The organism is Enterobacter cloacae complex sp. GF14B (assembly GCF_004136805.1).
GTDB classification, from domain to species: domain Bacteria; phylum Pseudomonadota; class Gammaproteobacteria; order Enterobacterales; family Enterobacteriaceae; genus Enterobacter; species Enterobacter hormaechei_C.
In genome coordinates, this window is the sequence record NZ_QFRV01000103.1 from 1 (window position 1) to 11751 (window position 11751).

At 47.9% G+C, this 11751-nt stretch carries 13 protein-coding genes and 2 pseudogenes; 5 read left to right on the forward strand and 10 right to left on the reverse strand.

From position 1 onward, the window contains the following. Nucleotides 1-783 precede the first annotated feature (783 nt). From DD606_RS22055 to DD606_RS22080, 6 genes are all read right to left on the reverse strand, one after another. Complete coding sequence (locus DD606_RS22055) at nucleotides 784-1188, reverse strand: H-NS family nucleoid-associated regulatory protein (protein ID WP_001287391.1); 405 nt, start codon at nucleotides 1186-1188, stop codon at nucleotides 784-786. Nucleotides 1189-1365: 177 nt separating this feature from the next. Then, entirely contained in the window at nucleotides 1366-1659 is a 294-nt protein-coding gene (locus DD606_RS22060) for a hypothetical protein (RefSeq protein WP_001100635.1), read from the reverse strand. A 25-nt stretch (nucleotides 1660-1684) separates the two neighbouring features. After that, complete coding sequence (locus DD606_RS22065) at nucleotides 1685-1990, reverse strand: hypothetical protein (protein ID WP_223152485.1); 306 nt, start codon at nucleotides 1988-1990, stop codon at nucleotides 1685-1687. Then, nucleotides 1962-2417: a hypothetical protein gene (locus tag DD606_RS22070; protein ID WP_000916941.1), complete on the reverse strand. Its 456-nt coding sequence runs from the start codon at nucleotides 2415-2417 to the stop codon at nucleotides 1962-1964. The genes DD606_RS22065 and DD606_RS22070 overlap by 29 nt, the downstream gene beginning before the upstream one ends. A gap of 59 nt (nucleotides 2418-2476) precedes the next feature. Then, complete coding sequence (locus DD606_RS22075) at nucleotides 2477-3142, reverse strand: hypothetical protein (RefSeq protein WP_001447900.1); 666 nt, start codon at nucleotides 3140-3142, stop codon at nucleotides 2477-2479. 57 nt (nucleotides 3143-3199) lie between these two features. Then, a complete protein-coding gene (locus DD606_RS22080) occupies nucleotides 3200-3580 on the reverse strand; it encodes a hypothetical protein (protein ID WP_001371925.1) in 381 nt (126 codons plus the stop codon). A gap of 754 nt (nucleotides 3581-4334) precedes the next feature. On the opposite strand from DD606_RS22080, the pseudogene DD606_RS22085 reads away from it, so the two are divergent. Beyond that, nucleotides 4335-4505: pseudogene (locus DD606_RS22085) on the forward strand (transposase); the annotation flags it as partial. 77 nt (nucleotides 4506-4582) lie between these two features. Here DD606_RS22085 and DD606_RS22095 read toward each other — a convergent pair. Further along, a complete protein-coding gene (locus DD606_RS22095; protein WP_000654811.1) occupies nucleotides 4583-5551 on the reverse strand; it encodes an IS5 family transposase in 969 nt (322 codons plus the stop codon). Nucleotides 5552-5695: 144 nt separating this feature from the next. On the opposite strand from DD606_RS22095, the gene DD606_RS22100 reads away from it, so the two are divergent. Beyond that, nucleotides 5696-6619 (forward strand): cation diffusion facilitator family transporter, encoded by a 924-nt coding sequence (locus DD606_RS22100; RefSeq protein ID WP_000167917.1) that lies wholly within the window; start codon nucleotides 5696-5698, stop codon nucleotides 6617-6619. Between the two features lie 344 nt (nucleotides 6620-6963). Here the strand turns inward: DD606_RS22100 and DD606_RS22105 are convergent, their stop codons facing one another. The 3 genes from DD606_RS22105 to cadR all read right to left on the reverse strand — a co-directional run bounded on the left by DD606_RS22105 (nucleotide 6964) and on the right by cadR (nucleotide 10260). Then, complete coding sequence (locus DD606_RS22105; protein WP_020996148.1) at nucleotides 6964-9096, reverse strand: TonB-dependent receptor; 2133 nt, start codon at nucleotides 9094-9096, stop codon at nucleotides 6964-6966. A gap of 154 nt (nucleotides 9097-9250) precedes the next feature. After that, nucleotides 9251-9739, reverse strand: coding sequence for a DUF2946 domain-containing protein (locus DD606_RS22110; RefSeq protein ID WP_008786826.1), 489 nt, complete (start codon nucleotides 9737-9739; stop codon nucleotides 9251-9253). A gap of 113 nt (nucleotides 9740-9852) precedes the next feature. Continuing rightward, nucleotides 9853-10260, reverse strand: coding sequence for a Cd(II)/Pb(II)-responsive transcriptional regulator (gene cadR / locus DD606_RS22115; protein ID WP_004364961.1), 408 nt, complete (start codon nucleotides 10258-10260; stop codon nucleotides 9853-9855). A 95-nt stretch (nucleotides 10261-10355) separates the two neighbouring features. Between cadR and DD606_RS22120 the strand changes: the two genes are divergently transcribed. From DD606_RS22120 to DD606_RS22130, 3 genes and pseudogenes are all read left to right on the forward strand, one after another. Next, nucleotides 10356-11252, forward strand: a complete 897-nt coding sequence (locus tag DD606_RS22120) for a cation transporter (protein ID WP_004364974.1) — start codon at nucleotides 10356-10358, stop codon at nucleotides 11250-11252. 3 nt (nucleotides 11253-11255) lie between these two features. Further along, nucleotides 11256-11624: pseudogene (gene lspA / locus DD606_RS22125) on the forward strand (signal peptidase II); the annotation flags it as partial. A gap of 55 nt (nucleotides 11625-11679) precedes the next feature. Then, on the forward strand, nucleotides 11680-11751 hold a 72-nt coding region (locus DD606_RS22130), incomplete at its 3' end, for an IS1 family transposase (RefSeq protein WP_001568368.1).

An 11751-nucleotide genomic window follows, 5' to 3' on the forward strand; every position in this document is an offset into this window, starting at 1 on the left:
CCATGAACTGCTATTTTGATGACGTAGATCTTCATAGTCAGCAGGTATTGTTATGAAATGATGGTGGTTATTTTAACCCCTGTAGATGGCATCATTCGATGGCTGCCCCGAGGTTTTTCATGCTCTCTTCGGATACGATGGCAAAAATTTAAGGCTAAGGATCGTCAGCGTAAATAAAGCCATAAGCTGAACCACGGCGAGGATTAGTCTTGTTCACTAAATGACAGCGAGAGATTAAATGCAAACCCAAAAAGATATTACAGTTGGCCAGATCTGGGAAGAAGTGGATCCAAGACTGATCCGGAAAGTGCGAGTTGTTGAGGTGGCCTCGTTAGAAGGGCCCAAAGGCATCCTAATCGAAAACGTGGAGTCTGGTCGTAAGAACTGGGCGTCGTCATCCCGCTTTAATGGAAAGCGTGGAGGGTATCGTCTTATTTCCTGAAGGTTTTGCCAATATGGGAAACTGAAGAGGTTGAAACCATCCCGGTGAGGGAGCATATCTGGTAAAGAAGAGTCTTTAAAAAGGTTTTACGCGACCTGGGATAATAAACGGGAAAACGATACCCAAAAAAAGAATACAGCGATGATAACGATAAGGAATGGTAAGGGCTTCAATATTTTGAGAAATGACCTGGCTTCCTTTGCATCTGCATTTCTAATCAAACTGTCCACATAGGGATCACAGCTCTTAGGTTCTGAATTTTTCATATGTTCTGTACCTGAAATTGATTCCGTATGAGAAAAGGCCACCGAAGTGGCCTCTATCAAAACTGGTGGCAAAAGTTAGATCAGGAAATCATCAAGACTTTTACCGGCTGCAATTTGTTCTGCCAGAGCTTTGGGGGTACGGCCCTGTCCAGTCCACGTTTTTGTTTCGCCATTTTCATCAGTAAATGAGTATTTGGCCGGGCGTGGTTCACGGCTTTTCTTGGTAGCCGTAGATTTGGCCTGGAATGAGCCAAGCAGCTCTTCCGGGTTGATACCATCTTCTTCCATTAACTTACGCAGGGCGTCAAGTTTCTCCTGACGAGCTTGCAGTTCGGCAGCTTTGGATGATTCTTCCTGACGACGCTCATCAACAATGACATTAAGCTTTTCGAGGATTTCCTCAAGTACTTCTAAAGGCAGCTCGCGGCCCTGGGCGCGAAGAGTACGAATATTGTTTAACGATTTGAGTGCTTCAGACATACGACCTCACTTTCTAATTCTTTGATAAGGATTTACTTAATCATAATACACTCTATAAGGAAAAAGATGCCAGCTTTATGTCTTCAGGTACAAAGATATCTTGCTAAGAATACTCCTTATCTTCCTTGTGCAGACTGTTTCGTGCTTTCGATGTTGTTCATGAGTCTTAAAATCTGCTCACTGTTTAGGGTACTCATGCTGTAAATCATCAAGAAGGAAGCGCAGAACAACATAAGCAATCGGAAAAGGAAACCATGCCAGTGACAGGCCATATATGGCGGAGATAAACATAGGGTAATTTAACTCACTTACAAAATTCGCTTCATTGTATTGTTGAATCGAAATGGCAGAAGCAAAAATTATAATTAAAGTAAGAAAAATCCACTCTAGCCATCTCTTTTTATAACAAGCATAAGCGAAAGCTGTAGGGTAAAAAATAAAGCAAAAAATTCCAGCTGCAATTACGTTCATAAAAGTAACTTTCCTGATAGCGCAGTTATTTTTCGAATGCAGCATCATGAACAACTGCCATAACATTGATGATTGGCTTTCTTTTTCTGAAGAACCTTCCGCGCGGCAAAGTTTCTCCCGCTTTGAGACGATAAAGCCAGAAAACATAAGCCGGAGGAACATTGCTGTCAAAAATATCTGAACAAGTTTGAACTGTGATGCCTACTGTATTGTCTTTCCTCATCTCTTTAAAAGTGCCTTGCAATGCAGCGGATAACGTCATTTTTAAGAAACCTTTTTCTGTTTGAACGGATAGACTTGACTTAGCTGGCTTGACTGTAATGTTTGCCACTAAAGATCCCTCGTTCTGAGGATGCAGGCACTACAAAGTTACCGTCAGGTCTAATCATACGAGTTTGGATGAAATTTTTGCCGGATTTGGTTTTTTCAACCTGGTGCTCGATCTTCCATTCTTCTTTGACGGGACCGGATGACAAATGAACTAGAACCGGTACTTTTTTACGTGTTCTATCCAGAACAATACAATTTGATTTATCCGTATCAACGCTTCCCTGAAGAGTATTCAAAGAGCAATTATCATATCCCTCAACCGGAACTGCATTACCTTGGATATCAATTTTGAATCCTCCAGCTATTACAATTTCGGGTGCATTATCATTTAAAGTCTCGTCATAGGCAGCATCAACTACATCGCAAGCAGTAAGAGTAAGTGACGATGCCACAGCAAGACACAATAAAGAAAATCTGTTTTTGAGCATATTTGAGACCTTTTATAAAAATAAAATAACAGGAGAATTGTATCATTAACAGTCTAGTTCTAACGACTACCACTTTTAAGTATGTATTGAGCCAGTTTTATATTCAGGCACACCATATTGCACTCTAGCTCTTTCATCATCCTAGAAGAACTCTTAATTAAGTATTCTTCAAGTGGGCCAGCATATGCCCCTGATGTCACGATCGTTAGTTGCGTAAGAGGATGAGTCAAACTCTCAATGCCCTTCAGGATGTCATTCTGGACAGCAGAAATATAAACAGGCGAAGCCGCAATCAAATATTCATCATTCGGACTGGACTGCATTAACTGGCTTATAGTTGCGCAACGGTTATGCTTTCCTAGTGATTTTGTGATGGCTTTCCACCAGAGATCATGCCTGAATGGTACTTGATGAAATGTCGCCTCGTAAGAGGGCACCCGATCTCGACTATTTAAAAACCCCATCCCGGCAGAGATTATCCACAACTCCAGATTTCTGGTTGAGTTTAAAATTTCCTTTGCCGTAGACCAGTGATTACCTGAATACAAGGACAATGCCGGTACCGCCTGATTACTTCTGGCGTCGTCTACAATGTTACTCCAGGCATATGCTGCGTCGTCCGGGGTTTGTTTTGGATCTATGTCCAATGTCGGCCAGACGTGGCCCTGATGATTCTTGCCCTTTGTACAGGAAGTGATTAAGTGTACTGAGCGTTCAGAGAACATTATCTTCCTTACATACCCATAGAACAGCTTTCTAAGAACGGTGGGCTCGCCTGAAAATTACAAATCAGCCCCTTTCACGGCATCATTTTGATTCTTCGCGTCTGCCCCCAGTAAGATGACCGGTTTTCTGCATGACAGTGTTATTCCTAACAAACGCAACACAAAACCACGCCAGCCAGAGCAAATTTTTTCATTTGCTGCGTAAAGCCTATTGTTTTCTCTTTTAAGCTTCGCCCACTCGTTACAGAGGGTAACATCATCAAGCGCTGTTATATGCTTCGCCTCACCTTCGACGATAACGGTATGGATACCGTATGCTGTAAATCTCATACTATTTTCCAGAACCCAGTTGCGGTATTCGTTGAGTCCACCTTCGGAACCGGTAGCTCTGCGCCACATTTCAATTTGCTTGTGTGATGGGTCAAGTGTACTTGTCATTGAAGCCTCGTCTCAGCGATAACGCTTGAAATAGCCCGCTTTGGTCAAAATGAAATTAGCCATCTGACTGGCGATTTGATTGTATCTTACTCATAGTGCCCAACCTATAGGTTAAAAAGGGGCATTTTCGCTTTATAGCGTGTTCAACATCATCAATCATCCCAAGAAAGGCTGGCTTATTAAGCCGGTCCATCATTTTCTGTATATCTCTCATCAATTTTTATATCCGGCCTGAAGTGCACCGTTCAAGCACACCGATCAGGCAGTTAGTCACTAGTTAACTCTTTACTAGAGACTAAATTCCATTGATTTACGTGACAACGTCACGTCATTAAGGTTTGCAAATGCCTAATTTTCATACTATGGGATTTAATTAGGAGTAAATCCCACAGGTTTACATAAAGCTGACATTTAAAAGTGTTAAAAATCAATCAGATAGAAAGAAAAGGCTCTCCGGAAGAACTCTTCTCATTATTTCGCCGCCCGGGGTTATTGCTGACAGATCTGAAAGTGCTAATATGTTAGTCATTAGTAATTAGTAAAGCCTTTACTAAACGCGTTTCTACGTAAATTCTATTGGTTTTAGAGGGTCCTACTGTCCGAAGACAATAAAGTTGTACACAAAGCACTAAAGTTGTAACCATTCTCAAAAAACGACGCTAATGTTGTATGCTTACTGAATGTGTGGCTATAGGGTTGGAGACTATAAAATGCACATATAGGTACGTATCAATGTCGTTTTTTGGGTACGATCATGGGTAGGGGTAGGCGTCTCAAATCCTATTTGGATTATGAAAATGCGCTAGGTGACGGCATAGGAGTGGGCTATGGCCAAAGTTATCAGCCCTGGCTTAGAGCTCAGGACGTTAAATCCCGTGGAAACCGTTCGATAGTCTTTGGCCTTAAGACGTTTCGAAACCATCATCATGGGGTTTGAGGGCCAATGAGGCTTTGTTGAATAAATAAGATTTCGTGCGAACGACCCTGTAGCTGGCTGGATTTTCAGGCAATACGCACGCTTTCTGGCATCCCAGCCTTTGTCATCCTGTTCAACGCACGCACCATGGCCATAGCTTCCGCTACCTGACCATCGTAGTCACGCAGCGTCAGTGAATCTCCCAACAACTGCTTCATTCTGTACATTGCCGTTTCCGCTATCGAGCGACGGTTATATTCCGTTGTCCATTTCCACCGTGCATTGCTTCCGCTCAGCCGCTGATTAGCAACGGCACGGTTGCGGTCTGCGTACTCACCGGGCCAGTAACCTGCTCCTTTTCGGGGAGGAATAAGCGCGCTGATTTTTTTGCGGCGCAGTTCATCGTGACAGAGCCGGGTATCGTAAGCTCCGTCTGCCGCGGCTGCCCTGATTTTTCTGTGAGTCTGCCGGATAAGGCCCGGGAAGGCTTCTGAGTCCGTGACGTTATTCAGCGACAGGTCTGCACAGACAACTTCATGTGTGTTGCTGTCAACAGCAAGATGCAACTTTCGCCAGATACGACGGCGCTCTTTGCCGTGCTTTCTGACTTTCCATTCGCCTTCACCAAAGACCTTCAGCCCGGTGGAATCAATCACCAGGTGTGCGATTTCACCCCGGGTGGACGTCTTGAAACTGACATTAACCGACTTTGCCCGCTTACTGACACTGGTGTAATCCGGGCAGCGCAACGGAACGTTCATCAGGGCAAAAATGGAATCAATAAAACCCTGCGCAGCCCGCAGGGTCAGCCGGAATACGCGTTTAATCACCAGAACGGTGGTGATGGCGAGATCAGAATAGCGCTGGGGCCTTCCTCGTGATGAAGGCGTTGCCGACTCATACCAGGCCTGAATCGCCTCATCATCCAGCCAGAAAGTGAGGGAGCCACGGTTGATGAGAGCTTTGTTGTAGGTGGACCAGTTGGTGATTCTGAACTTTTGCTTTGCCACGGAATGGTCTGTGTTGTCGGGAGGATGCGTGATCTGATCCTTCAACTCAGCAAAAGTTCGATTTATTCAACAAAGCCACTTTTTAATTAAATTTAATAAAAACGAAAAAATATTCATGGCGAAATGATTGTTTAATTATCTATCATGGATAGAAATGTGAGTTAGTCGTCCTATTTTAGGAAGTTAATAATGACTAAAACAAAAGGGTTACCTCGTCCGCTGACGCACTACGCTTGGCTTTCCATTGCCACGGCTATTGCCACTATCGGACTCAAAGGTGTGGCGTGGAAAATGACCGGTTCGGTCGGTCTGCTATCTGATGCCATCGAATCCGTAGTTAACCTCGCAGGAGCCCTAATGGCGCTCTGGATGCTGACCTTGGCTGCGCTTCCGGCCGATGAGAACCATGCATATGGGCACGGCAAAGCCGAATATTTCTCGAGTGCTTTCGAAGGATTTCTGATCCTATTGGCGGCAGCCAGTATCGCCTATACCGCAGTTGAGCGGATGTTAACTCCACAGCCGCTTGAGGAGATTGGTCTCGGATTACTGGTTTCAACAGTCGCATCAATCCTTAATTTTGTGACGGCTCGCATTTTGTTAAGGGCTGGCAGGCAGCACAACTCTATCACTCTTGAGGCAGATGCTCATCACCTGCTGACCGATGTCTGGACGTCGGTCGGTGTCATTTTTGGTGTCGGACTGGTTTATCTGACCGGCTGGTTTTGGGTCGATCCGATCGTTGCATTGCTGGTCGCAGCCAACATCGTTTGGACTGGTTATCAGCTTATGAGTCGTTCAGCTGCAGGTCTGATGGACGTATCGCTACCCACGGAAGAACTCAAAAAAATCGAGTCACTGCTGGCAGGATATCGTGAACAGGGGCTTGATTTCCATGCACTACGTACACGCCAGGCTGGCGGGCGGGCGTTTATGACAATGCACATCCTAGTTCCTGGGCGATGGACTGTTCAATATGGGCACGACTGGGCCGAGCGTATAGAGAATGATATCCGCACCGCACTGCCTTTTATCCATATCACCACTCATGTGGAACCGTTGGAAGATCCCGCGTCAATGAACGACCAAACGCTCGACATTTCTGATCACTAAACTAACCACATGTCGCTGGTCGGGCAGGGTAACAAACCTCGCTCTACAAAAATTTCAGGTATTCTCTATAATTCTGAGGGTACTTGATGTGACCTGCGCCCAATTGTTGGGCACGCAATATTTTTAAAAAGTCCGCTTCTGGCACAGGCTGTGTGAAAACTGCTGATCACTTTTTGGTCTAAGCAGTGGCTTTATATGATCAACCATTCTTGATAAACCCATGCTGAAACGGGGTTTGAGGGCCAATGATGTAAAAAACCACGCTAAGGAGATAATTTATTGTTTATGTTGAATGTGATGGCCCTGGCAACTCTCAGGGCCGACTGCAATTGTCTCAGACTGCGTCAGAACTTCACGTTAACTTTTGCCCACAAGGTGCGGCCCGGTTCATTAACAGACGTATTCGCGGAATAGCCGAAACTGCTGTTTCCAGCAAGGTTCAGGTGTTCACTGTAATCCTTGTTGAACAGGTTATCGACACCCGTGCTGACTTTGACGTACTTATTGACTTTGTACGCCGCATTCGCAGAAAAGACCGCAAAACCGGGGCTGGCGGCAAAATCCTTGCCAACGACATTCCCTTCATTCTCGGCAATCCGGTTCTGGCTGCTGACCAGACGTAGCAAACCGGTACTGCTCCAGTCCCCTTTTTCCCATGACAGCCCTAGGCGGGCTTCCAGCGGTGGGATTTGTGGCAATGGTCTGCTGTCACGGGTATTTTCAGCCCACGAATAAGCCAGGCTGGTCTCGGTTTTCCAACTGTCCGTCAGTTTATAACTGAAGCCAGTCTCTCCCCCCATAATACGGGCATTAACGTTATCGGCTTCGCTAACGCGCGCATTCTTGGGATCATAACGGAACAGAATAAAGTCGTTAACATGCCCAACGTAGGCGGACACCCACCCGTTCAGTTTCTTGGTGCTGTACTGTGCACCTATATCCAACTGAGTGGTTTTCTCCGCTTTTACACTATTAAAGGCGCTGGTATTGCCACCAGGCCCATAGGTTGGAGAGAACAGTTCCCAATAATCAGGGAAACGCTCGGTATAACCCACACCGGCATACAGCATCAGTGGCATGTCTGCCAGCGAGTGTTCTATGCGGGCAAACCCGGCATATAACACATCGTTGCGTCCTGCAAGGCCGGTGTCGGTAAAGTTATCTACCAACACACGATCCAGACGCGCACCGCTAACGACGTTATCCTGATCGGTGGCTGTCCAAGTCAACTCACTAAAAACGCCATAATTACGGAAGCGAGCATCTTTCACCCAGCTATCGCTTTCTTTATTACGGTGCGTGTTCTGTTGCATGTCTGCGCCGCTTTCAAGTTTGATATCGCTCCACAGCCAGGTTCCCATCATGCGGCCACCGACGGTCCGGCGATCAAGTTGCATAGCCATGGGCATGCTCATATTCATGCTCGAACTGCTCGCTGTGTTCATTGAGGATGACATGTCCATAGCCGACGACGTCCCCATGCTCATTGATGAACTGTCGTGCATGGCGCCCATGGACGAACCCATGCCGCTCATTAACATGCTGCCGGGTGATCTCAACGAGAAATTATCCATGATATGGTCGGCATAATTGTAATAAGTACTGGCTTCAAATTTGTCGAACACGTCCCCGATGTTGGACTTTTCAAAGCGCATCCCCAGGCTTTCGCGTTTGAATTGCGAACCATCCATACTGCGCCCGGCATAACGCGCTTCGCCATCGCCTTGCCCTGCGGTCAGCTCCAGCCAGGTGTCTTTATCCGGCGTCCACCCCAGTGCCATATCCGCGTTCCACTTATCCCACTGAGAAGGCACCCGCTGGTTGTTACCATCCTTGTAGTCGTCAGATCGAGATTTGTTACCGATCAGGCGCAGATAGCCTTGCTCATTTCCCAGGCTGATATCTGCATTTTGATCCCAACGACTATTTGATGCCCCGAGCAGGCTGGCATCACCTTGAATACCGGCTTTCTCAAAAGAAGGTCGCTCACGTTCGAAATGCACTGTTCCTGCAGAGTTACCCGGCCCCCAAAGTACCGTTTGTGGCCCCTTGGTCAGCGTCAGAAGATCAAAACTTTCTGGTGAAATATAGGAACTCGGTGCATCCATACGCGCGGGACAGGCTCCAAGCATTTCACTGCCGTTGGTCAAAAGGCGCAAACGCGAACCGAACATACCGCGAAAAACCGGATCGCCATTGGTTCCGCCGTTACGGATTTGAGAAAAACCCGGGATGGTTTTCAGATAATCAGACCCGTCACTGGCCGGAACCGGCTGGCGCGGTGTTTTAGGTGAAGTCACGATCGTCAATGGAGAAATGGCCGGTGCAGTAACTACCATCACCGACGGATCGTCTAGGGTAGCCACGCTATTCTGATGCCCCTCATGGCCGTCTTCAGCCTGAGCAAACGCGGGTAAGGTGATCATCATGGTCATCACCGTTGCCAGTGGTGATAAAGAGAAACGGGTATTTTTCATAGTTAAAGCCTGTTTTTATCGGCCTGCACTTTCCCAAGCAGGTACTCGCTGGCCATCATCTGGAATGGCCATGCATAAAGCGTCACAAAACAGCGGGCCTGTATCAGGCTCTGTTTCGTAAACGGTAAATTATTGTCTTGCTGAACGGCAAAACTTAACGCAGTGAAAACAGGCTAGGCGGGGCGCGGGGCTGGCATTTGGAATAACAGGCAGACAGTAACGGAGAAACAATGACGGGCAAAAAAGGCGCTTGTGAAACAAGCAGTATCAACCAGATAAAAGGAATGAAAACGGTCTGGATCAGCGGTAAGTGAATGAGGAGCTGACAATAGCCGCAGGCGATGTCTTCCATCGGTGAACTGCCCGGGTTTGAAGCCAAGTGGTGGGACATGCTCTGGGAAACAGCGCAGGCACTGTCTAAAGAAGAGTGGAGATCATGCTCCATACCTGGCATAGCGTGGTGCATGGCCGCCGTATCAGGCATATCATTGTGTGTGGTGGTTATCGCTGCCGAACAAGGCTGACTGGCACGCTGATGCTCCAGTGATTTCGAAATCACTGGAGCCACGAACAACATCAGTATTGCCAGCAACGCCAGATAAATAGGGAACTGGCGGCGAGAAAGTGAAAAAAGCGATAGCACTCGAACAACCGCACTTTAAAAAAATGGGGTAAGCGGATTAAATGGTTGATCTTACCTTTGCATGAGAGTGAGACAGACCGGCATCTCATCGGATTATCTGGTTGATGCTTCACCTACTGCTGGTGCATGTTTCCTTCGCTAATTCCAGCAAGAACCCCACACGCCTCAACTTCCCGGTCATCGTTGCAACTCGCTCTCAGTGAAACGAGTTGTTTCTCAAGCGCTTGCAGAGCGGTTATCTGCGACCGCACATGAGAGATGTGATCATCGAGCAAGGCGTTGACGGCGGTACAAGGCTGATGAGGGTCGTCCTGATAGCTCTGTAGTTCGTGAATCTCAGCCAGTGACAGGCCCAGGATTCTGCAGCGACGGATGAAGGCCAGCCCCTCACCATGCTTCTCGGTATAGACACGGTAACCGTTGTCCTGCCGATCAGGCGGCGGCAACAAGCCCTGCTGTTCATAGAAGCGGATCGTCTGTGTTTCGACCCCTACCAACTGCGCCAACTGACCAATGCGCATCAGCCTCCTCCCCAACGGATTCTTTACTCTATTGACCTTATAGTAGCTTTATAGTTTTAAATGGTACCACAACATTGTTCAAGTGGAGTCGTATCATGAGCAAATCCTGTGGTGGCGCCTGTGGCGGTGATGCAACGTCCGCAGCGGATACCGATATACAGGCCTCCTCCGAGGCGCCAGGGAGATGGGTCAGTGTTTATGCCGTGCCGAAGATGGACTGTCCATCAGAAGAACGAATGATTCGCCTAGCCCTGAACGGCTTTGAGGAGATTCGGGCGCTGTCCTTCGACTTGTCGAACCGCCGGCTGAAGGTCGTGCATGACGGCGAGGTCGAGCCCGTCACCTCGAAACTGAAGACCTTGGGGCTAGGCGCCTCGCTTCAGGAAACCGTCGCTGCAAATCCGGAGACCATCAAGGCCGCCGAGTTTTCGGCAGCTTCTGCTAAGCAAGAATCCGGGACCCTGCGCTGGTTGCTCGGCATCAATGCACTTCTGTTCGTGGTGGAAATGACTGCCGGTCTGATCGCCCGGTCCACCGGCCTGATTGGAGAATCCCTGGACAATTTTGCCGATGCGGCGGTGTACGGGCTTGCCCTTTATGCGGTTGGACATAGCGTGAAAATGCAGGTACGTGCCGCGCATCTTGCTGGTGTACTGCAACTGATCTTGGCTGTGGGCGTGCTCGTAGAGGTGGTGAGACGCTTTGTATTCGGTAGTGAGCCTGAATCGCTGGTGATGATGGCTATCGCATTCGTCGCATTGATTGCCAATACCAGTTGTCTGCTGCTCATATCCAAACATCGGGAAGGCGGGGCGCACATGAAGGCAAGCTGGATATTCTCGGCCAACGACGTGGTGATCAACCTGGGGGTCATCACCGCCGGCGCCCTGGTCGCGTGGACCGGTTCCAATTATCCGGATCTGATTATCGGCACCATCGCGGGGGGCATTGTACTTAACGGTGCCAGACGCATTTTGGCGTTGAAGGGTTAAATAATGCTCATTATTGGCAAAAAGCTCTCGCCGTATGCCCTATTGTCCATATCGGGCCTGCTGGCAGCGTCTGATCAGGCTGTAAAGTGGCTGGTGCAGCAATCAATGGCCTATGGCGAGTATGTTTCGGTGACCCCGTTCTTTAACTGGGTGCACCTATGGAACACCGGTGCCGCATTCAGTCTTTTTGCGAATGGTGGAGGCTGGCAGCGCTACTTTTTTATCGGAATCGCGGTAGTGGTCTCGATTTTTCTGATCAAGCTGATCCTTGAAAATCGTCATAAAGGAGAAGCCATCGCTTACAGTCTTATCCTCGGTGGCGCCATGGGCAACCTGATTGACCGGGTCTTTCGCGGCTATGTTGTGGATTCCGGTGATGCTGCCAACTTACTGATTTAGTGTATGATGGTGTTTTTGAGGTGCTCCAGTGGCTTCTGTTTCTATCAGCTGTCCCTCCTGTTCAGCTACTGACGGGGTGGTGCGTAACGGCAAAAGCACT

Coding starts and splice junctions, on each gene's coding strand:
- DD606_RS22105 (WP_020996148.1), bottom strand. CDS start 9,096: ATGAAAAATACCCGTTTCTCTTTATCACCACTGGCAACGGTGATGACC.
- DD606_RS22100 (WP_000167917.1), top strand. CDS start 5,696: ATGACTAAAACAAAAGGGTTACCTCGTCCGCTGACGCACTACGCTTGG.
- DD606_RS22060 (WP_001100635.1), bottom strand. CDS start 1,659: ATGAACGTAATTGCAGCTGGAATTTTTTGCTTTATTTTTTACCCTACA.
- DD606_RS22120 (WP_004364974.1), top strand. CDS start 10,356: ATGAGCAAATCCTGTGGTGGCGCCTGTGGCGGTGATGCAACGTCCGCA.
- DD606_RS22055 (WP_001287391.1), bottom strand. CDS start 1,188: ATGTCTGAAGCACTCAAATCGTTAAACAATATTCGTACTCTTCGCGCC.
- DD606_RS22070 (WP_000916941.1), bottom strand. CDS start 2,417: ATGCTCAAAAACAGATTTTCTTTATTGTGTCTTGCTGTGGCATCGTCA.
- DD606_RS22080 (WP_001371925.1), bottom strand. CDS start 3,580: ATGACAAGTACACTTGACCCATCACACAAGCAAATTGAAATGTGGCGC.
- cadR (WP_004364961.1), bottom strand. CDS start 10,260: ATGCGCATTGGTCAGTTGGCGCAGTTGGTAGGGGTCGAAACACAGACG.
- DD606_RS22075 (WP_001447900.1), bottom strand. CDS start 3,142: ATGTTCTCTGAACGCTCAGTACACTTAATCACTTCCTGTACAAAGGGC.